Origin of the sequence: Pedobacter nyackensis (assembly GCF_032678475.1) — a bacterium.
Classification (GTDB): domain Bacteria; phylum Bacteroidota; class Bacteroidia; order Sphingobacteriales; family Sphingobacteriaceae; genus Pedobacter; species Pedobacter nyackensis_A.
Window position 1 is genome coordinate 75,858 of the sequence record NZ_JAVTSF010000010.1, and the last position, 20,251, is coordinate 96,108.

Sequence of the window (20,251 nt, forward strand, 5' to 3'; positions counted from 1 at the left end):
TTGCCTTTAAAGATCAAGGAATATCTCCGCATTGCATTTTTTTAGTCCTGATCTTTAGACTATTTACTGGATAATTTCCAAAAACCGGATTCAACTGGTTGCTTTTTTTCTTTCAAAAAAAGGTAGAATAGTATAAAAAGCTAAAACTGGGAAAAAATGCATTGGAATAGCAAGTCCAGGAAATAATTCCGGACTTAATATATCCAATGGCAAAGTAACTGCAAGTGGAGTGATCATACTGGTAAACGATAAGACTGTTACTATTATATTGAAGAACCCTATCCATTTTTGTTGTCCCCATTTGTTCAGCAATGCATATCCCAATGCTATCAGCATACAGCCAAGTACGCTCGCTCCAAACATTCCCTTAATATTTAAAACAGATGTAAAATCTATGTCGAAAGTCTTTGTATATATTTCTTTATAAATAACACAAGCTGCAACAGATAGGGAACTAGCAGTTCCTCCGTGAATAAAAAAACGCATCCAATTCATGATTTACTTACTTACAGGTATTAAAAGTTCTATTCTGATTACTTCTCCTATACCCTTGAAATCTAGTTTAAAATCTTTTCTATTGATCACGAAATCTCCCGAGAAAACAGCTTCATTGCCTGTCTTGCTGAAAGTAAAAGGAATAGACACATCCTGACTTATATCCTTTATTGTCAATTTACCCTTTGCGATATAACCTGTTGAATTCTGAGTAATTTGTGAAGATTTAAAGTGAATTATCGGATACTTTGATGCATTCAGAAATTTCTCTCCTTTTGCATGCCTATTCTTAAGTCCATTACCTGTATTGAGGCTTGTTACATCAACAGTCACATCAAAATTAGATACGGAGAGATTTTTTTCATCAAATTCAATACTCCCCACCAGTCCTTTTATAACGCCTTCTGCTCTCGATGTGCTAAATTTTACTGAATAGGCATTTTCCTTTATCTGCCAGTTTAAAGCGCTTACAAGCGCAAATGCAGAAGTAGCGAATACAACCATGGTAATTGCTATTAAGCTTATTTTTCTCATTGCTTTTTGTATTTAAGATTTAGTGCAATAATCTGAATACAAACGCACATATAAATTGATGTAGTTTAAGAAATTACTTTTGTACCAATTTCTTTCTGATTCTGCTTAGATATTCGGGAGTTATTCCAAGATAGGATGCAATTTGCTTTAATGGTAAACGAGAGTAAAGTGACGGGTAGGTATCGATAAAGGACATATAACGCTCTTCACCGGTTGATCTCAATAAAGAGATAATGCGATTGTGATGAGAAATTACATTTTTATGAAGCCGCGTTATTTCGCTAAGCAAAATTTCTTTTGACAGTCTTTCGAGATAGCCGAGCGCGCGTTTATCATACACAATTACCTCGCTGTCTTCGATTACGTCAATATTCACAACAGAGGTGACATCATTGAGAAAAGAATTCATATCAGTAATTAACCAATTCTCTGGAGCAAATTGTATGACATGCTCTTTTGCAGAAGAGTCGATCACAAAGCTTCTCAGGCATCCGGAGCGAACCTGATAGCAATATTGACATTTTTCCGATTGCTGCAAGAGAATGCTTCCTTTCGGAAATCTTTTGACGGCAAACAGAGAACTGACTTCGTTTAGACTACTAATTTCTTCTTTTCCAGACACCATGCAGATTCAGTTTATTTACATATCATTTTATAAGAAAATGATGAACAAACTTAATCAAAAAGTCAAATTCTTTTAAGTAGAATAGTGTTCAAGGTTCAAAAATCTGAAGAAGCTATAGACAAACTTATTTGTCAATCCCTGCGGCCTTATAAACTGTTTCGACATTATGCTGAATGGCTTTTGAAATGCGTGCTTTTCCTTTGGCATCATTGATGTCAATACCGCAAAAAGTACTACCATTGGATTTTGCGTGCAGAGACAGGTAATAGATACCCGCAATATGCAATGCTAAAAAAGCCCGGATATCAACCCCGGACTGCTCAAAATCCTTGTCTAAAATATCAAGCAAACCATCACCTGTAGCCTCCCGCTGATCCGCCATCTTACGCAGCATTTTATCCTTCCCTGCCAATCCCCAATGGAGTATCTTTTGCTGGGCTTTGTCATTCAACAAGGTATCAAACTGGGCCTGCAATACTGTATTTACCATTAATTTTCCAAGACTATCCGGATTTACCATTAAATTACTGAGCATTTTCTTTGCCCCTGATTTCCAGAAATCCTTCTCCATGATATAGGTTTCTATCAGGTTATCGAGCGTACCGAAATAGGTATAGATCAATTTCCTGTTCAGGCCTGCCTCATTGGCGATGTTAACCGCGGTGAGTCCCGGATAGCTATGCTTCTGCAATACTTTCCCTACGGCGTTTACCAGTTTTTTCATGGAGCGGGCCTTCTCCCTGAGCGGTCCTGAAGCTACTTTTCTGGATTTTGGGTTTTCGGTTTCCGTTTTCTTACTTTTTGACATCATTTTGCATTTTTGAGGCTCTCGCAAGTTCTAACTTTTTACCGATAAATTCAACTTATCCGGCCATCAAAAAGAAAAAGCGTATTTTAAAAGAACCGTCCTTGCCCTGAGTGGCATCTGGAATACTGACAGCTGATTTGAATTGAAAACGATCTGTTTGTATACTGCCTGGTTGATCAGATTGATGCCATTTAACTCAAAATAGCTCTTCCATTTTGCAGGGGTATATTTTAGGTTAAGGTCTATAAAATAATTGGCTACCGGGTTTTGTAAAGATTGTTTATACCAACTGAATTTATAGCTTACACCGAACAACAACTGCGTTGTTAAATTGTGCTGCCACTCAACTTTTATTTTTTTTAAGTCTGTAGCATTTTTAGTTACAGCGCTGCCGGATATTTTTTGTTCGTTTATAAATTTTCCGGTCTCTGCAGTAACTGAGACTGTTGCTTTACTGAATACTTTTCTTCTGGCCGTACCCGAAAAGCTGACGACATAAGAATGGTATGGCGAAATCTGTCCATTGTAAAAACTATTACCTTTTTGCAGACTCAGGTTACCGGAGGCCGAGACATTGGTAGAAAGAAAGAATAGATATTTGGAAAGGTTCGCACTTAGGGCGTACCTGTCGGTCCTGTTCTTAAAATCAATGGCTACCGATTTTGTAAGGCCGCTATCAAGCGTATACGTATTGATAAAGTTTTGTTTTGTCTGATCAAAGTTGAAATTCAGGTTGTAAAAAAACATTTTTAAGGGTTTTCTGTATGCATACCTTAGCCCCATTGAATTGATGTTTGTTTTTGGCAAGGGGGCATCATTAAAGTTAAACTGCCTGTAGTTCACCAGCATGGTTCCCTGATAAATATCATTGACCTGACCAAATTCCGTCTGCCTGGAATACCTGAAATTCGTTTCTGCATAATTGCCTGTTCTTTTGCGGAACTCAACTATTGGATTGGGCAGAAACCAGGCATTTTTGCCAGACGCAGCCTTTTTTTGGCCGGTATAATGAATAAAGCTGTAAGTCGGGCTTGCTTCTATGCTAACCGACGATCTTTTTTCAAAGAGATAAATAGCAGAGACCTTACCGAAAAAACCAAGATTGCTAAATACGACATCATTATTAAACTGGTTCCCTACAGAACTTATCACCATACTGCTGTCTGTTTTATACAGAACTGAATTTAGCTTATTCCGTTCATAGAGGAGACCGAAGGAAGCAGAAAGGATAAACTGGTCAAATTTTGTTTTGTAAGTTACCGATTGGTTAATAAAGATATTCCGGGTACGCGCATGCTGATCTAACTTAAGGTACCCTATACTGTCATTAACAATGTTTTCCTGTATCCCGGACAGAATGGTCAAAGCTTCATTAAGTTTGTAATACTGCAGTAGGGAGTTGTACTGAAGTATATTGCTTACACCCAAGGCCTTAATCAGATTAGTCTCGTTACTTAGGGACGAATAAGAGGAAGGCTGATTTTGTTTAAAACCCTGTCCGTTCTGAGCCGTATTCCCAATTCTGTCCCACTTTGGAATATCAATTCTGGTAACCGACCTTAAATATATTGAATTGCTGTTTTTCTCGACCTGGGCCTGAACCTGCCAGTGGTTTAGCTTAAATGTGCTGTTTTGTGCTTCATCATAACTTATTGTATCAGCACCGGGCAGAAAATAATTCAGCCGGTTGTAATACCTGTTTTTACGTTTGAGCTGAAGTGTGGCGACATTTAAACGCATCGACCAGTCCGTTTTAAATTTGAATAAGGTGTTGATGTTTGCTGCATTGTCATTATTCATTAAATAATATTGCTCTGCAATAGCAGGCAGGGTTTCGTTCTGCATAGAAAGGTAAGGTCTCGGGCTCCTTAAATTCATTTCACTAACATTCCCCGACAGCCCGATATCGGCATTTTCAATTTCCAGGTTCTCACCAATATTATTTGTTTTGAGATTATTAATGCCCTTCAGCTTTTGCTGAAAAATAAGGTTGTTCAGCTCTGCATGGTAAGCTTTATTGCCCAGGCCAATATGCCCTGTATTGATAGACATGGTACGGGCGCTGTCAGTTAGCTTAAGGTTTAATGAAACATTATTGGCAACCACATAACCATTTAAGGCCTTTACCGGCTGGTCGCGCTCTATTACCTGTACCTGCGCTACAGCGCCAACAGGTACATTATTGGTTGCAAGCCTATATCTACCACTTAAAAGATTGTCCCCATCAATATACACATTGTTGATGCGCTTTCCATTGTAACTGATGGCACCTTTTTCATCAACCTGTATACCGGGCAGCCGACCGATTAAATCGGCAATAACACGATCATTTTTATCGGCAAATGCTTTTACATTGTATTTTAAGGTATCGCTTGACAACGATATTTTGCTGTCGGATTTAATGACTACCTCCTGCAATTGCCTAACTATCTTTTTTAAAATAATTACATACCTTTCATCCGTGCTTCCGGCAAACGGTACAATAGATTGCTGATAACCCAGGGCCGTTATTTTAATGGAAAACTGCGCGCTGGTATTTTGAAATCTGCACTTAAAAACACCTTTATGATCGGTTTTTTCAAATACAATGCCAGCACCGTCTTTGTCCACAATGGTTACAGATGCACCTTCAACCGGATCTCCGATGCTGTCTTTTACCAGACCACTGATACTGGTCTGGGCTGATAACTGGGAGGCGGAAAACAGCAGGTAAAAAATTAAAAACAGGCGTTTTATGGACAAAACGATAACCGGTTTAGTTTGCCAATTCCAGCGGATAATTTACCATAAACTTTTTAGGGGCCTTTTCCTGAGGTTCGCCCAACACCGTTACTTTATCTATCGATGTTTCAGTCCCGGTATATCCACCCACACCCAGGCTTTCTTTATAGGCTTTTTCCATCCTGTTGTAATCTGAATGGCTGGTAACAATGGCATCTGAAGGTAATTGCAGGGAAATATTCGCGGGAAGTGGGCTGCCCAATATTAGCCTGGTACACGTAAATCTGATCCTCTGGTTGTCATCATAGGCCTCCATAATCAGTCCCGGCAGGCCCTGCAGTTTCCAGGGACCAAAGCTGACAGGTATATCGGTTGTAAACCAGGCTGTATATTTCCGGCCCTTACAGACTCCGGTAGCCATCTGGCAAGTATACCCCAGTAGTGTTTTAGTCTCTTTTTCAATTTTCCAGTTAGTTTTCTCCATTACCTCTTTGATCAGGTAATTGTTTTCACTGAAAACCTTATTTACATAAACTGTTTTTTCACTTGCTGATGTGATGATATTTTCAGCAGTTGAAGGGATGAAAAGGCCCATATTTACCTGGTTGCTGCCAGCGCTGGCGGCGGCTTCAATTTTTGATTTCAGAATGGAATCCTGAATTTGTTTGGTATAGCTGGTATAAAAGCTTCTATGCGTGCTGAACGCCATTTGGAAATCTTCCTCCCAGATTCGGCCTGTATTGGTGGTATCACGGATGTGAAAAAAATGATAGATGGCAAGTCCTGAGGAAGCATCGGTTGTTTTTTTGTTTTTGTAGCTGAAAGAATAAAAGCTGCACAACAGCAATACAGATACAAAAAGCTTAAGGTAGTAAGGCATATATCTTAGTTAACGATTTATAAATAAACCCCGGGCAATACCCGGGGTATTCTGAAATAAAAGAAAGTCTGTTCTCTGTATGTCCTGACGAAGGCTTAATTAGAAACAGCCGCCACCTGCATTGGCATAGCCGCCGGCATAGTTATAAGCTGTTTGTGCCATTGAAGCGTCGGAAACGGAATTTCCCGCAGATACCCAAACTGTTAACATCTGCCCGCAGCTGTCATAAAAATAAAAAGCTTTTTGCCTGCGGAAGGCTGTTTTTTCAGTTTCAACTGTTTTTGCATCTCTTTTGTTCAGGTTTGCAGCCTTTTTCACCTCTGCTTTTGTTACCACGGCAGCACCTTCTTTTGGAGTCAGGCCATTGGCATATGCACCAACTGCCATAAATGAGCATATTAATGCTATAAATAGATATTTCATAATTCTGATTTTAATAGATAAATGATTGTTTTTTACACCGGAAAGCATCCCCTATCTTGGGAAACATCCGCTTCCGGTAAGTGTACCTTCCGCATATGTATAAGCTGTTCCGTACAAATCGGCATCGGTTGATGAGCTGCCACCAGATACCCAGACAGTCATCTGCGTACCGCAGCCATCATAGAAGGTAAAAGCCATCTGACGGCGACGAAGCGTCCCTTTTTCAGTTTCGTTTTCAAGCGGCTTGCCGTTGTTTTCGTTAGGAACTGTGCGCACTTCTGTTTTTGTTACTGCAGGAGCAGCTTCCTTTGGGTTTGTACCATTAGCATAAGCGCTAAATCCGATCACTGTACAAACCAATGCGATAAATAATTTCTTCATGTTTTTTTTGTTTTTGATAGATAATTGAAATGGGTCAGAACATAAGAGAATGACATTGCTGTATTCAATGGCACAAATGTAAATTCAATTCCCAATAATTCAAAATTAATTCTCACTAGTGAGAATTAACATACAAAAAAAAACTAAAAAAATCCCGGCAAGAGTATAGATCTCTGCTGGGATCGTTACTTAGGATTTTCCCCAGGATACTACAATTATGAGCTGGAATTACCTTGCTGTATAACCACCCTTAGCAAAAATAGCCTGACTTACAATCCACCAACGATCGGTTACCAAAAACTCTACTAATGGGGCGATGTCTTTAATGTTTGTCAGGTTGCTCAGGTCGGATGCCGATTTATGGTAAGCCACGTCACCTGACCGTAAAAGAAAGGGGTATTCATGTAGTCAGGGGCTGAGGCAGTTTTTTTGTTTCTTCATGTAGAATAGCAGGCTGAAATTAGTTTTCATAATCAACTAATTTAAGGTTAACAAAGTTAGCCTTGCAGTCTAAATCCGCCAAGTTGCCCAGCTTTTGTAAGCTCTGAAAAACAGATAATTATCTATCGTTCGGTGAGTAAAACAAAACCTCAAATTACTCACCGAATCACTCACCTTTTATATGTGATGAATATTTTGCGGTCTGTCGCAAAAACAAAAAACTCACAATCATTTGATTTTCAGTCTTTTATACGTTTAAAATACTATTCTCTGTGATCCCGCTGGGATTTTTCGCTCGCTCCAAACCAAACACATACCCGCTCAAGAGAAAGTTCGAACCCGGCCTCCCCTCCTGTTCGAATCCAATCCTAACGCAAAAAGCCACCCTTATGGTGGCTTTTCAGTGATCCCGCTGGGATTCGAACCCAGGACCACTACATTAAAAGTGTAATGCTCTACCAGCTGAGCTACGGAATCATTCCCTTGTTTGAAGGAGTGCAAAAGTATAAATATTATGCGGATTTCAAACTTAAAAAAACACTTAATTTCAACAATTCTGAAACCATCCGTTTAATCAACTGATTTATAGACAATAAAAAAGATAAAAAATTACAAAAAGTCTGTAACCTTTGGTAATGAAGTACTGTCTTACAATAAATAAGCACAACCATCTGAAAATTTACGACTAACAAAACAACGCGCTAAATGCGCATTGGGAAAAATATGTCCTTATGAAAACGAAATTATTTAACTGCTTACTCCTTATATTTTGCAGTTTTTCATTACTTTTTTCAAAACAGGCAAGCGCGCAAACTATAGGAGAAATATCCGGAAAAGTACTGGATGAAGAATTAAAAGCGTTTCCTTATGCTTCAGTGAGTCTCCTAGATGCAAAAGACTCTACTTCTGTTAAAGGAACTTTGACAAGCGATAATGGCTTATATGCATTTAAAGGATTAAACATAGGTAAATACCTTGTAGCAGTTTATGTTTTAGGCTATAAAAAAACCGTTAAAGGCCCCTACTCCATTACGTCTGATTCAAAACCGGTACTGGTTGACCAGATTCAGCTCCATAATGATGTTAAATTGCTAAAAGGTGTTGAAATTGTAAAACAAAAGCCATTAATTGAGCGCCAGATTGATAAAACCGTACTCAATATCGAAAACAGCATTCTGGCAACTGGAAATACCGCTTTGGAAATTCTGGAAAAAGCTCCAGGGGTTACTGTAGACAAAGAGGGTAAAATAAGCCTAAGAGGAAAACAAGGGGTAAATGTAATGTTAGACGGAAAACCAGCTAACCTTTCAGCAGAACAATTGGCGAATGTCCTTCGTTCTACAGAAGGAACGGCTATCCAATCTATTGAACTCATCACCAACCCTTCTGCCAAATACGACGCTGCCGGAAATTCAGGTATCATCAATATCAAATTAAAGAAAAATCGTAATTACGGTCTTAACGGATCAATAACCGCAGGTGCAGGATATGGAACACATCACAAAATAAACAGCGGTTTGAACGTCAATTACAGAAATAAAAAGTTCAACTTCTATGGAAATGGAGATTACGGCTTTAACAAACGCTTCAGTGAAACCGATATTTCCAGGGTAAACGGCACAACAACTAATCAGACTTATTTTGATCAGACCAGCCACAATATCTCAAAACGGACGAACCGGAATTATAAAGCCGGCCTTGATTATTTCATAAACGATAATCAAACATTAGGCTTTTTTGTTAATGGATATCACGGCAACGGCCCAAATCATGCAGATGTACTCACTTTAATCGGCGACAAGCCTGGAACGGTAGACTCTTCTGTCGTTGCGCCAAACACCAGTTCTTCTAAATACTACGGGATTACTTACAACCTGAACTATCGCGGGGTCATAGATACGCTTGGACAGGAAATCAGTATAGATATGGACTATTCCCGTCACAATGATGTACAAGAAAACATCTTTAATAACAGCTATAAAAATGCTTCCGGTCTTCCCTTAAAACCCGACTACATTTTTAGGAACTCCTCTCCTTCAATTGTAAAAATATATGGGGCAAAAGTTGACTATGTATTGCCCTTAGCTAAAGAAACGAAACTGGAGTTTGGAGGAAAAACCAGCATAGTTGAAACAGATAACAATTTTATATTCGAGAACTTCTATAATGAGAAATGGGAAAATGATTTAAGTCGCAGTAATCAATTCATATATAACGAAAACATCAATGCAGCTTATGCCAACTTAAAAAGAAAATTCAAAACTACCAGCATTCAACTGGGATTAAGAGCAGAACAGACCAATTCGAAAGGAAATTCGATTACCGAACAAAAAGTAGTGAAGCGAAGTTATATAAACCTCTTTCCAAGTCTGTTTATCAACCAGGAATTATCTAAAGATCATGAAATAGGTTTTTCTTACAGCCGGAGAATTGATCGTCCAGATTATGGCTCGTTAAATCCTTTCATCTATTACCTTGACCTTTACTCCTATCGGTTTGGAAACCCTTTCTTAAAACCTCAATACACAAATTCTATAGAGTTTTCTTATTCCTTTAAAAAGAACTTAAATGTAACCATTGGATATAGCCAGACCAATGATGTGATGACCGAAGTATTACTTACCGATACAGCTAAAAAAACCATATTTATTTCTGTTCAGAATCTAGCCAAACAGAATTCGTACAATATGAATACGAGTTATCCTATTGCCATCACCAAATGGTGGAAGAGCAACAATAACCTAACCGTGTACTATAACAGGTTCGAAACTCCTGATTTACTAGGTGCGCCATATGCTAGTGGCCGACTTGCATTTAACTTGAATACGAACCAGACAATAACACTCAATTCGAGTACAAAAATAGAATGGTCAGGTAACTACGAGTCTAAACAAGTGTACGGGACTTTATTGATAGCCCCACGTTATGGCATTGATATGGGTGCCAGTAAATCATTTATGGATAACAAATTGAATATTAAGTTTGCTGCCAATGATGTTTTTAAACTGCAAAAAAGTAAAATCACCAGTACATTACCCTCACAAAACTATGTGGTAAACGAACGCTGGGAAAGCCGGGTATTCCGCTTAACTTGCACCTATCGTTTCGGAAGCAATGAGATTAAAGCAGCCCGTCAACGCTCCAGTGGTTCAGAAAACGAAAGTAAAAGAGTAAAATCTGGAAATTAAACTACACGATTCCTATACTAAATATGGTTTGCTTAAATGGCGCTGATAAATTACCTTAAATCTTATCCAGATCTTCCGCTCCTATTTTTCAATATCTAAAATACCCAGAATTCAAAGCTTAAAAAATCGTCATTTAAACAAATACTAAGTATCTTCTCTAAACAATAGTAAAGGCCGATGCGTATGATAGGCTAGTTTTTTGGTCAGGCTGCGATGAAAAATCCCCTCAAAGAAACCATAATGTTTAGGAACCATAATAACCAGCTCAGCATCCTGTAGTCTGGCAAACTCCATAATCCCCGCAACCGTATCTTCACTGTCTATGTAGTGGTACTCGGGCTTTTCATTGTCCCAAAGTTCATGTAAATGGGTCATTTCCTTAATGGTATCCGGATCAAAATGTCCGCCTTCGTAGTCAACATTTAAAATAAGTAGTTTGGCCCCCAGTGCATGAACAAAAGTTTTTATGGCCAGCACTGGCGTAGATTCGGCAACCCGTTTTAAGTCGCATGCAAATACAACAGTACTTATAGGCTGAAAAACAGCTACTGGTGGCACTATTAAAAGCGGCGCATGACAATTTTTAGCTAAAGTGACGGTGTTACTACCTACAAGTACCCGTTCAATGCTACTTTTACCAGTAATTCCGGCTACAACCAAGCCTATATAATGTTGTGCAGTAAGTGCATTTACAGCGCTAATCAATGTTCTTTCATCCGTTCTGACTTCTACCGCGGTCTCCTCAGGTGCCCATTCCTCTACTTCATTTTTAAGGTTAGTAATTTTCTCTAAACTCTGCTCATGTGTCTCTGTAAATCGCCCCGTAACCGGCGCAAAAGCGGTAGCTGGAATCGCAACTGATTCATAAGAATGATACAGGATCAGGTTCTTACTTTTTAACTGATGTGCCAAATCAGCAGCATATTTCGCTGCATTTGATGACGATTCAGAAAAATCTGTAAGTACCAACATATTTTTCACACTATATGTTTCACAAAGCTGTCCCTCTATTGCCAACTTCAATGCATCAAAATCATGCTCAGAAAAATTCCGGAGGCCCCGCTCAACAATAGTCCACTCACCCTTAACCGAACGCATCAACAAAATAGGTTTAGGCTCATTGGTAACCATTTCTACTTTAAATTTCTGATGGTGATCATGTTCGGTTACAATAACACTCAGGTCCAGGCTGCCCGCCCTGAATTTTACAGAAAATGTTTCCATGGCAATTCATCCTTTCATTTATTATTCCCCACCTTAAATCACGTCAATTCAAGAACTTAACCAGATATATTTAAAAACAACCGGCGTGCAGATAAGTTTAAGAAACAATTAAAAAAGAATATGAAAATAAGGTAGAACGGCCTATAAACTAATTCCTTTTTCGCATTGTACATAACATCGGTTTACATTCAATAAAATCAGATCGGTGTACGATTGCAAATAGAGCGGAGACTTAGATAGCTGTATAGCTTCTTTTAATAAATAAGCCAGATCATTAAGCTCCATATTCAACTTATCCGGTACAGGAATAAATACCATAGAAGAAGCTTTTTCAGCAAATAATGCATTGTTATAGTCTTCCTGGTATCGCGTCATAAAACTATGGTAAAAGGAGGTGTCAAATTCAAGTAACCAGCCAGAACCGATATAGACTTCGTTATTAAATTCCATTCCTGCGGGCACAAAAACAACTTCATTACCATGATCAAGCCAAACTAAGCGGTTCCATAAACCAACCTGTTGTCGTGGTCTGTCATAATCCTCAAGCCGGGAAATCTTCAAAGAAAAAATCATAAGTACATATTAAACTATCCACATAACGGAAATGACTAATGCAATAGGAATAACACCATACAATTATTTTTATTAGTATCCCGTTCTCCAGTCTGCTAACGCCACATAGAATAATACAATCCTTTTTCCTACCCCTACCAAAAAGCCCGCCAGCACGATTCTAAAGAGCAAAAAATAAAAATATAAATAAATACTACCATTTTAGTAGAATATATTTATATTTGTCTAAAGGGTTGGTAAAACAACAAAAAAACAGTCATGTGGCTGAGTGGCTAGGCTGAGGTCTCATAAGCCTCCTACAGCGGTTCGAATCCGTTCATGACGTCAATTATTTTGCTCGTTTAATTTATATTTGGTTAGTTAAGGGTTATCTGGATAGATAACCCTTTAACTTGTTCACTAAATCAACAAATACTTTTACATCAGGTTGCAGTTTTTCGCATCTCTTTGCCCACCCTAATGCGTCTGTCAAAGCTTGTTTTTCTGAAGATGGTAATTTTGTGAAAGCCTCTGCAGCGGTATACAACTGTTCGGTAATTTCCCTTGAATAAAGATTTGGAAAATACTTCTTTTCTTCCTCGAAACCAGGAACCTTTGTCGTATCTATTTCACCACTAAGAAATGGCTTCATTATTTTATCATAACGTTTTTTGTCTTCCTGACGAATCGTATCATCAGGAATAGAAAAAGGAACTGCAGCCATTAAATAACCTGCTTTTTTTACCCCTTCGTAATCCCGGATCAAACCACTATATATCAAATCAATACGGTTCAAAAAAGACTTCTGATTCGCGCTCAATCCAGGTAATTGCCTTCCAAACGCCACCAATTCAGCATACTCCAATAGTCTTTTTTCTTTCAACGCGGTCCCCCCTGCATTCCTCACCAGTTTTTCGAATAACAGGTTCGACGTCTTTTCTTTTGAATCGATACTCATTTCATCATAATGATGGATAAGATGCATCAAAGCGGCAGTTCGGGCTCCGGCAACCTGCTGGGCTAAATACAATAGTGTAGCGTCTTCTTTCAGCAGCTGATTCGGTATTGTTTTAAAATACTCATCTAAAACAAGACTATTATCCATATTCACCTCATTAAGACGATTTAGATAAGCTTTCAAAAACAATGAGGTACGGTCCCCCTCATTAAATTTCATTTCAAAATTACCAAGGTTATTATCATCAACGCCAGCCTTCAAAGCCGCTTCAGCAACAGCTATAAAAGGTCCCTTTTCTCGTTCGCCCACTACCTTATGAATAAGATAGCCACTACTGTTAAGAAAAAGAAAAGTCGGATAAGCATTTACGCCAAACTTTTTGGCAATATCTATACCTTCTCCTTTTTCAGCATCTACTTTATAATTCAGAAAAAGAGCATTATATTTTTCAGCAACGAGCTGTTCGGTAAAAACAGATTTATCCATGTATTTACAAGGACCACACCAATCCGTATAAACATCTATAAATATCATTTTGTCTTTTGCCCGGGCCTCTTCCAGCAATTGCTTCCAGCTACCTTGAAAGAATTGTATACCACCTTTCGTACCAGACTGTCCCCACACAAATGTTGCGTATAAAATAAAAAAAACTAAGGATACATTTTTTTTCATCAGGTCTGCCCTATTTTACAGATTTAAGTTTCACTTCAATATTCGGATTTAAGGCGGTCAGCGCGCTTATAAATTCCGCCTTATCTTTTGGTGAAATTATTACATTATCATATTTATTGTAGGTAATGTCCAGTCTGTCTAAAGATAGCGCAGGCGAACTTATTGGGTTATTTGTTTCGCTAATCTTTTTAATTGTTTTAATGTCAATCTCAGCATTGTATAAAAAACCACATTTCACCTTAAGCACATCGCCATCAACAGTATAATATGTTGTGCTGAACATGTGTACTATAAAGAGAATAACAGGTAACAAAATTGCCAATCCCGGCCAATGAGGTTCATTAAAAATGGCCATGAATAAAGTGACCACAAAAACCAGTGTTAAAGGAATAACCAATTCATTCCCAACTTTCGATTTATAAACTATTGTCATGCTGATCTTTCTTATTTTTAAAATTAACGTATCCATCTTCAATATGAAAGAATTCAAGCATTTTTATTATAATCTACTAATTCCATAGATTTAATTTGTATTAATAGAAAATGTTAATATATTTGTCCCGTTATGTTAGCTATAACGCTCAGAAAATGAAGCAATATGAAAGCAGTTTTAAAGTATATGGAAATTAATAAAGATCAATCTAAAAGACTGGACTTCCTGCTATGTTGTTGTTGACTTAGCTTAAGTAACCGCTAGTTACGGCGGGCACGTAAATCACATTCACAAATTTTTAAATATGACTATAAGGGATGTCAAAAAAACATCCAGAGGGCATTGCTTTGCATTTTATTATCAGCATAAACCACACTAAATAAAACCTACAAACAATTAAAATCAGATTATGAAAAAAGTATTACTTTTTATCTTGCCATTTTTGCTTTCGGCAAGCTATACCTTCGCTCAGAATGCAATAACGGGTATAATAAAAAATTCAAATGGCGCGACAGTACCACATGCAAGTGTGATCATAAGAGGGACAAACACCTCTACCACTGCAGATGAAAATGGAAAATTCAGTATCACTTCAAAGAACGATCTTCCTTTTTACATTCGCATTAGTTCCGTTGGATACAAGCCCCAGGATTTTCAGGTTTTAAAGATTCAAGATGGCATTTTAGAACTAATCCTTGTAGAAAGCGAACTATTGGATGAGATTGTTGTAACCTCAAGAAGACGATCAGAGGTACTACAAGATGTGCCTATTGCCATTACGGTTATTGGCGGACAAGCAGCAGAAAATGCAGGCGCTTTTAACGTCAACCGTTTAAAAGAGCTTGTTCCGTCGGTTCAGTTATATGCTTCAAATGCCAGAAACACAACACTTAATATCAGAGGATTAGGTTCGACATTCGGCCTAACTAATGATGGTATTGATCCGGGTGTAGGCTTTTACGTAGACGGAGTTTACCAGGCCCGCCCGGCCGCTACTTCCACAGATTTTCTTGACATAGAACAAATAGAAATTCTACGTGGCCCCCAAGGTACCTTGTTTGGGAAAAATACTACTGCTGGTGCATTTAACATCACCACGACAAAACCGACCCAAACCCCTAATGCAAAAGTAGAATTGAGTTTTGGAAACTATAATTTTATACAAGCGAAAACATCCGTTTCTGGTGGCGTAGCAAAAAACCTTGCAGCAAAATTATCAATCTCGGGTACTCAACGGGATGGTACCATTTTAAATACCAGGGAAGAACGGAAATACAGTGGCCAAAACAACCTTGGGTTTAAAGGCCAGTTATACTACACCCCCTCCGATAAATTACAAATATTATTAAGTAGCGATGTAAGCATCCAGCATCCGGCAGGTTACCCTTTGGTAATTGCAGGTGTTACCACAACAGAGAGAAGCGCATACCGTCAGTATGCTAAAATCATTGCCGACTTAGGCTATCAGCAACCTAAAATTGACCCATTTTCAAGAGAGATCAGTACCAATACTCCCTGGAAACAGAACCAATCAATCGGTGGTATATCCGCTAATGTAGATTACAAGATCGGTAACGGTACACTTACTTCAACAACGGCCTGGAGATTCTGGAACTGGGACCCTACAAACGACAGGGATTTCTCTGAATTCTCTGCATTGACAAAATCTCAGGGTAACTCTCGTCACGATCAATACTCACAAGAGTTAAGATATGCCGGTAATATTACCGAGAAAGTAAGTGGTGTAATTGGTGTATTTGCCCTTGCTCAAAATTTAAAGGGATTAGCCCAGACAGAAGAAGTAGGTAAAGATCAGTGGCGATTTGTACAAACATCTAATACTGGTGCTCAGGCATTATACTCAACGCCGGGCTTACTGGATGGGTTCGGCATCAGAACCAATTCAACCATCAAATCATTAAGTACCGCTATTTTTGCACAAGCAGATTGGGAGTTTTTAGAAAACCTGCATATTTTACCAGGCTTAAGGTTTACTTACGATAAAAAAGATGTTGAATATGACAGGGTAACTTATGGAGGTCTGCAAACTTCAGACCCTGCCCTACTTGCACTTAAAGCTGCTGTTTATAGCAATCAACAATTCAACACCAGTACAGACAACAATAACTTATCGGGGAACCTTACACTTTCGTACCGGCCTTCGACCAGGTTAAATGTTTACGGAAACTTTTCTACCGCCTATAAACCAGTAGGTGTAAACGTTGGTGGTCTGCCAACTACTTCTACCGGCCAGGCAGATTTGTCATTAGCTGTTGTAAAACCGGAATATGTTCAACATTACGAGTTAGGTGCAAAAACAAAACCATTTAAAGGTGCACTATTAAACATAACGGCTTTTAATACGGATATTAAAGATTACCAAACGAATGTTCAATCTCCCCAGCTAGGTGTAAACAGGGGTTACCTGGCCAATGCAGAAAAAGTAAATGTAAAAGGATTGGAAGTGGATGGAAGCTATCAATTGCAAAGGTTCTTAACGATCAATGCGGCTGTTGCTTACCTTGATGGCAAGTATAAAAAATTCACGAATGCACCGCTGCCTTTAGAAGAAACCGGACATACTGAAATCATTAACGGTACTGCTACCCAGGTGGCATTTAAAGACGCCTCCGGAGGTAGAATACCAGGTATATCTAAATGGAATGTTTCGGGTGGAGCAGAATTAAGTACTGCTGGTAACCTGGGCACTCAAAATGGTAGATATTTTATTGCTGGTGACGCCAGCTATCGTTCAGAATACTCTTCAAATCCAACACCTTCACGTGTGTTAAATGTTGAAGGATATACTTTACTGAATGTAAGATTAGGATTTAAATCAGAAAAATTCTCAGCATTCGCCTGGAGCAGAAATGTTGGAAACACGAAATACTATGAACAATTGCAGGCTGCTGCCGGTAACTCGGGCTTATATGCAGGTGTACTTGGCGATCCAAGAACTTTCGGTGTTACACTTCGCTATGCTTTCTAAATAAAGAACTGACTTAGGGCTTCATTCGATTAGTGTTCTATAAGAGATAAGGTTAAACAATAAATTATCTCTGTAATCAAAATGTTTTAACCAGGTGTAAACTAGGTCAATGACCCTGTTTACACCCTGTTTAGACCGAGCTTAGACCCTGTTTAAACATGGTTTAACTCCTTTTCTGATTTAACTCAGACTATAACAAGACTGTATGTAATGCCTTAAATAAACTATAACGGAATAGATATTTCATTTAAATCATTTTGAATCTGTTATATTAGCCCCACCAAGCAGACTCCGAAATGAAACATCCATATAAAGCCGAGCTCCTAGTCAACCTGAAGATGCATTATGGAGAACAATCCTACCGTGCCATTACGTTTTTTGATGGCCGTAGAGATGAAATCCTATTCGTTTTACCAACAAAAGAAGACATTAGCACTCATTATGAAACCCTACCTGACGTACTCTCAGGTTTACCAGAAATCAATCATCCCAGGGAACGAACTGTGATCAGCTTTTGCGATGAAAACGGAGATGCTTACTGTTCCCGACTGATCAATCCAAATAAGCAGGATGAAATTAACCTGGCACTGATCGGATACCGGCCACAACGAAAAGTGAGACCCGAAGAACTACAGGAACTGACTTAAAACAAGCTTGACTAAGAAACAGATCTACAAAACCAATAGTCCAAAATCTCTTAAATCATAAATTGGTTTTGAATACCAAAACAATTCAAAATGTTCCATTTTAGTTTCAAAATCAGCTTTAAGCTCTTGAAAGGTATATACCTGGGCATTAGAAACTGTAATTTTCTCTAACATTGAAACCAACCATTGGCCTTCATTTTTATCGATCTGAAGATCAAAAACTTCCTTTTTATGATGAAAAGTTAGCACAGTCATTTCTACAGGCTTGTTTTTTTTATATTTTGTAAAACTTTCCATACCAGGCTTCCCTCCTAACCAAACCACTTTCGCAGTTGGTTTAGTATTAAGCTTACTTTCGTCCCTCAAAGCTTTCTCAATAAAATCCGGGGGAATAGTAACCTTAGGGATCTTAAAATCAAACCAATCCTGCAATTTATAATCTATGCATATTCCATGCATGAAATTGAAAAGTGATTTCTTTAAGCCAAAACTAAATTTGTCATGGTCTATTCCCGTTTTATCGATGTAATTGATATCATTATTTGCAAAAGTCCCAATAGCTTCAGTTTCTTTAACCACGCCAAACCTTTCCGGAAACAAGCCAACCGGACTATGGGCAGTCATTGCAAATTGATGCCAGAAACCAGACTGTAAAACACCTGCTTCAAACAATTGTCTCACCATTTCCAAACTATCTACAGTTTCCTGAATGGTCTGTGTTGGATACCCGTACATTAAATAGGCATGGACCAATATCCCTGCCTCTGTAAAATTTCGGGTAACCTGAGCAACCTGTTCAACAGTTACGCCTTTGTCGATCAGCTTTAATAATCTATCTGATGCTACTTCTAAACCGCCAGAAACGGCGATACAACCCGATGCCTTAAGCAAAATGCATAAGTCCCTGGTAAAGCTTTTCTCGAACCGAATATTGGTCCACCAGGTTACAGAGATTTTTCTTCTTAAAATCTCCAATGCAACTTCCCGCATCAAGGCCGGAGGTGCAGCTTCGTCCACAAAATGAAAGCCATTCTGCCCCGTCTTTTCACTTAGCTCTTCAATCCGGTCTACTATCAATTTAGCGGCAACAGGTTCATAAACCTTAATATAATCTAAAGAGATATCACAAAATGTACATTTCCCCCAGTAACAGCCATGCGCCATGGTCAGTTTATTCCAACGGCCGTCACTCCACATCCGGTGCATGGGGTTTACAATTTCAATAACCGAAATGTATTGATCCAGTTTCAGGTCAGTATAGTCCGGTGTTCCCACATCAAACTGCTTATAATCACTTCTTAAAGCATCATTTTTATAAACAACCTCCCCATTTTCTAATAAAAAGGTTCTTTTATACAGATTGAAATCACCGCCTTTAGTAATCGAATCGTAAAGCAATTCAATAGGTAGCTCCCCGTCGTCTAAAGAGATATAATCGAAAAACTCAAATACCCTTTTATCCGAAACAGAACGTAATTCGGTATTAGCAAAACCACCGCCCATTGATATTTTAATATCAGGATAGTTCCGTTTCACATATTGTGCGCATCTGAAAGCAGCATATAAATTTCCTGGAAAAGGAACAGAAATTACAAATAGTTTAGGCTGAATAAGGGTAATTTTCTCTTCTAAAATTTCAATCAGGAGTTTATCCATATAGGTATAATCCTGATTTAAAACACCGTAAAGCTCATCAAATGAGTTTGCACTCCTACCTAACCTTTCGGCATATCTGCTAAAACCGAAATTCGGGTCAACACATTCAATAATAAAATCCGAAATATCCTCAAGATATAGTGTTGCCAGATGCTTGGCCTTATCCTGCGTCCCCATTGCACCAAACGCCCAATCCAACTCTTCCAATTCCGCGAACCTCGAAGCTTCCGGCAAAAAATCCTCCTGACAAATTTGCAAAGCTAAAGTTGGGTTTTTGCCCTGCAAGAAAGCAACAACCGCATCAATTGTCTTAATATACTCATCCTTTAAAGCAATAATTCGCTGTGCATTTAAGCTTTTTGACTGATTGGTCAATCCTTCCGCATGAGAGAAAAGATCTTCCAAACCTTTTCTCGAAAACAAGGTCAAAATCACTTCAATACCTAAATCAGCCTGAGTCGAAGAAATATTTTTAGTATTCAAAAAACCTTTAATATAGGCAGTTGCAGGATACGGGGTATTCAGTTGTGTAAAGGGAGGAGTAACAAGAAAAAGATCTGTTTTCAAAATGGGGATTGTATTTCATGGCAAAAATAAGAAATTCAACAGTATATCCTAAATCCG

General features: G+C 38.5%; 17 protein-coding genes and 2 tRNA genes. 4 read left to right on the forward strand and 15 right to left on the reverse strand.

Annotation, left to right across the window (positions count from 1 at the left end):
* Positions 1–90: 90 nt before the first annotated feature.
* The 10 genes from R2Q84_RS24135 to R2Q84_RS24180 form a co-directional block, all read right to left on the reverse strand.
* Positions 91–486, reverse strand: coding sequence for a hypothetical protein (locus tag R2Q84_RS24135; RefSeq protein WP_316819172.1), 396 nt, complete (start codon positions 484–486; stop codon positions 91–93).
* A 12-nt stretch (positions 487–498) separates the two neighbouring features.
* On the reverse strand, positions 499–1,029 hold the full coding sequence (locus R2Q84_RS24140; protein ID WP_316819173.1) for a YceI family protein: 531 nt from the start codon (positions 1,027–1,029) through the stop codon (positions 499–501).
* 73 nt (positions 1,030–1,102) lie between these two features.
* Positions 1,103–1,654, reverse strand: a complete 552-nt coding sequence (locus R2Q84_RS24145) for a Crp/Fnr family transcriptional regulator (protein WP_316819174.1) — start codon at positions 1,652–1,654, stop codon at positions 1,103–1,105.
* Positions 1,655–1,778: 124 nt separating this feature from the next.
* Complete coding sequence (locus tag R2Q84_RS24150; RefSeq protein WP_316819175.1) at positions 1,779–2,465, reverse strand: TetR/AcrR family transcriptional regulator; 687 nt, start codon at positions 2,463–2,465, stop codon at positions 1,779–1,781.
* 63 nt (positions 2,466–2,528) lie between these two features.
* On the reverse strand, positions 2,529–5,204 hold the full coding sequence (locus tag R2Q84_RS24155; protein WP_316819176.1) for a carboxypeptidase-like regulatory domain-containing protein: 2,676 nt from the start codon (positions 5,202–5,204) through the stop codon (positions 2,529–2,531).
* A 13-nt stretch (positions 5,205–5,217) separates the two neighbouring features.
* Positions 5,218–6,063, reverse strand: a complete 846-nt coding sequence (locus R2Q84_RS24160) for a GLPGLI family protein (RefSeq protein ID WP_316819177.1) — start codon at positions 6,061–6,063, stop codon at positions 5,218–5,220.
* A 99-nt stretch (positions 6,064–6,162) separates the two neighbouring features.
* Positions 6,163–6,486, reverse strand: coding sequence for a hypothetical protein (locus R2Q84_RS24165; RefSeq protein ID WP_316819178.1), 324 nt, complete (start codon positions 6,484–6,486; stop codon positions 6,163–6,165).
* Between the two features lie 51 nt (positions 6,487–6,537).
* A complete protein-coding gene (locus tag R2Q84_RS24170; RefSeq protein ID WP_316819179.1) occupies positions 6,538–6,867 on the reverse strand; it encodes a hypothetical protein in 330 nt (109 codons plus the stop codon).
* Between the two features lie 228 nt (positions 6,868–7,095).
* Positions 7,096–7,239: a hypothetical protein gene (locus tag R2Q84_RS24175; protein WP_316819180.1), complete on the reverse strand. Its 144-nt coding sequence runs from the start codon at positions 7,237–7,239 to the stop codon at positions 7,096–7,098.
* A 473-nt stretch (positions 7,240–7,712) separates the two neighbouring features.
* Positions 7,713–7,785: transfer RNA gene (locus tag R2Q84_RS24180), tRNA-Lys, on the reverse strand.
* Positions 7,786–8,039: 254 nt separating this feature from the next.
* Here R2Q84_RS24180 and R2Q84_RS24185 point away from each other — a divergent pair.
* The gene (locus R2Q84_RS24185) at positions 8,040–10,496 is read left to right on the forward strand and encodes an outer membrane beta-barrel family protein (protein WP_316819181.1); all 2,457 of its coding nucleotides are present in this window, start codon (positions 8,040–8,042) and stop codon (positions 10,494–10,496) included.
* 144 nt (positions 10,497–10,640) lie between these two features.
* Here the strand turns inward: R2Q84_RS24185 and R2Q84_RS24190 are convergent, their stop codons facing one another.
* Both R2Q84_RS24190 and R2Q84_RS24195 read right to left on the reverse strand, forming a co-directional pair.
* A complete protein-coding gene (locus R2Q84_RS24190; protein WP_316819182.1) occupies positions 10,641–11,720 on the reverse strand; it encodes a universal stress protein in 1,080 nt (359 codons plus the stop codon).
* 141 nt (positions 11,721–11,861) lie between these two features.
* The gene (locus R2Q84_RS24195; RefSeq protein ID WP_316819183.1) at positions 11,862–12,293 is read right to left on the reverse strand and encodes a hypothetical protein; all 432 of its coding nucleotides are present in this window, start codon (positions 12,291–12,293) and stop codon (positions 11,862–11,864) included.
* A 254-nt stretch (positions 12,294–12,547) separates the two neighbouring features.
* Between R2Q84_RS24195 and R2Q84_RS24200 the strand changes: the two genes are divergently transcribed.
* A tRNA-Met gene (locus R2Q84_RS24200) sits at positions 12,548–12,618 on the forward strand.
* Between the two features lie 42 nt (positions 12,619–12,660).
* Here R2Q84_RS24200 and R2Q84_RS24205 read toward each other — a convergent pair.
* Both R2Q84_RS24205 and R2Q84_RS24210 read right to left on the reverse strand, forming a co-directional pair.
* Positions 12,661–13,902: a thioredoxin family protein gene (locus R2Q84_RS24205; protein ID WP_316819184.1), complete on the reverse strand. Its 1,242-nt coding sequence runs from the start codon at positions 13,900–13,902 to the stop codon at positions 12,661–12,663.
* 10 nt (positions 13,903–13,912) lie between these two features.
* The gene (locus R2Q84_RS24210) at positions 13,913–14,335 is read right to left on the reverse strand and encodes a PH domain-containing protein (protein WP_316819185.1); all 423 of its coding nucleotides are present in this window, start codon (positions 14,333–14,335) and stop codon (positions 13,913–13,915) included.
* Between the two features lie 409 nt (positions 14,336–14,744).
* Here R2Q84_RS24210 and R2Q84_RS24215 point away from each other — a divergent pair, with 409 nt between their 5' ends.
* Both R2Q84_RS24215 and R2Q84_RS24220 read left to right on the forward strand, forming a co-directional pair.
* Complete coding sequence (locus R2Q84_RS24215; RefSeq protein ID WP_316819186.1) at positions 14,745–17,324, forward strand: TonB-dependent receptor; 2,580 nt, start codon at positions 14,745–14,747, stop codon at positions 17,322–17,324.
* Between the two features lie 296 nt (positions 17,325–17,620).
* Positions 17,621–17,971 (forward strand): hypothetical protein, encoded by a 351-nt coding sequence (locus R2Q84_RS24220; RefSeq protein WP_316819187.1) that lies wholly within the window; start codon positions 17,621–17,623, stop codon positions 17,969–17,971.
* Positions 17,972–17,995: 24 nt separating this feature from the next.
* On the opposite strand, the gene R2Q84_RS24225 is transcribed toward R2Q84_RS24220, so the two are convergent.
* On the reverse strand, positions 17,996–20,194 hold the full coding sequence (locus tag R2Q84_RS24225) for a radical SAM protein (RefSeq protein WP_316819188.1): 2,199 nt from the start codon (positions 20,192–20,194) through the stop codon (positions 17,996–17,998).
* Positions 20,195–20,251: the final 57 nt, after the last annotated feature.

Excerpts from the sequence above, each read along its gene's own strand:
- R2Q84_RS24170 (WP_316819179.1), bottom strand. The coding sequence starts at position 6,867 with ATGAAGAAATTATTTATCGCATTGGTTTGTACAGTGATCGGATTTAGC.
- R2Q84_RS24205 (WP_316819184.1), bottom strand. The coding sequence starts at position 13,902 with ATGAAAAAAAATGTATCCTTAGTTTTTTTTATTTTATACGCAACATTT.
- R2Q84_RS24210 (WP_316819185.1), bottom strand. The coding sequence starts at position 14,335 with ATGACAATAGTTTATAAATCGAAAGTTGGGAATGAATTGGTTATTCCT.
- R2Q84_RS24195 (WP_316819183.1), bottom strand. The coding sequence starts at position 12,293 with ATGATTTTTTCTTTGAAGATTTCCCGGCTTGAGGATTATGACAGACCA.
- R2Q84_RS24150 (WP_316819175.1), bottom strand. The coding sequence starts at position 2,465 with ATGATGTCAAAAAGTAAGAAAACGGAAACCGAAAACCCAAAATCCAGA.
- R2Q84_RS24135 (WP_316819172.1), bottom strand. The coding sequence starts at position 486 with ATGCGTTTTTTTATTCACGGAGGAACTGCTAGTTCCCTATCTGTTGCA.
- R2Q84_RS24190 (WP_316819182.1), bottom strand. The coding sequence starts at position 11,720 with ATGGAAACATTTTCTGTAAAATTCAGGGCGGGCAGCCTGGACCTGAGT.
- R2Q84_RS24145 (WP_316819174.1), bottom strand. The coding sequence starts at position 1,654 with ATGGTGTCTGGAAAAGAAGAAATTAGTAGTCTAAACGAAGTCAGTTCT.
- R2Q84_RS24220 (WP_316819187.1), top strand. The coding sequence starts at position 17,621 with ATGAAACATCCATATAAAGCCGAGCTCCTAGTCAACCTGAAGATGCAT.
- R2Q84_RS24140 (WP_316819173.1), bottom strand. The coding sequence starts at position 1,029 with ATGAGAAAAATAAGCTTAATAGCAATTACCATGGTTGTATTCGCTACT.
- R2Q84_RS24215 (WP_316819186.1), top strand. The coding sequence starts at position 14,745 with ATGAAAAAAGTATTACTTTTTATCTTGCCATTTTTGCTTTCGGCAAGC.
- R2Q84_RS24185 (WP_316819181.1), top strand. The coding sequence starts at position 8,040 with ATGAAAACGAAATTATTTAACTGCTTACTCCTTATATTTTGCAGTTTT.
- R2Q84_RS24160 (WP_316819177.1), bottom strand. The coding sequence starts at position 6,063 with ATGCCTTACTACCTTAAGCTTTTTGTATCTGTATTGCTGTTGTGCAGC.
- R2Q84_RS24165 (WP_316819178.1), bottom strand. The coding sequence starts at position 6,486 with ATGAAATATCTATTTATAGCATTAATATGCTCATTTATGGCAGTTGGT.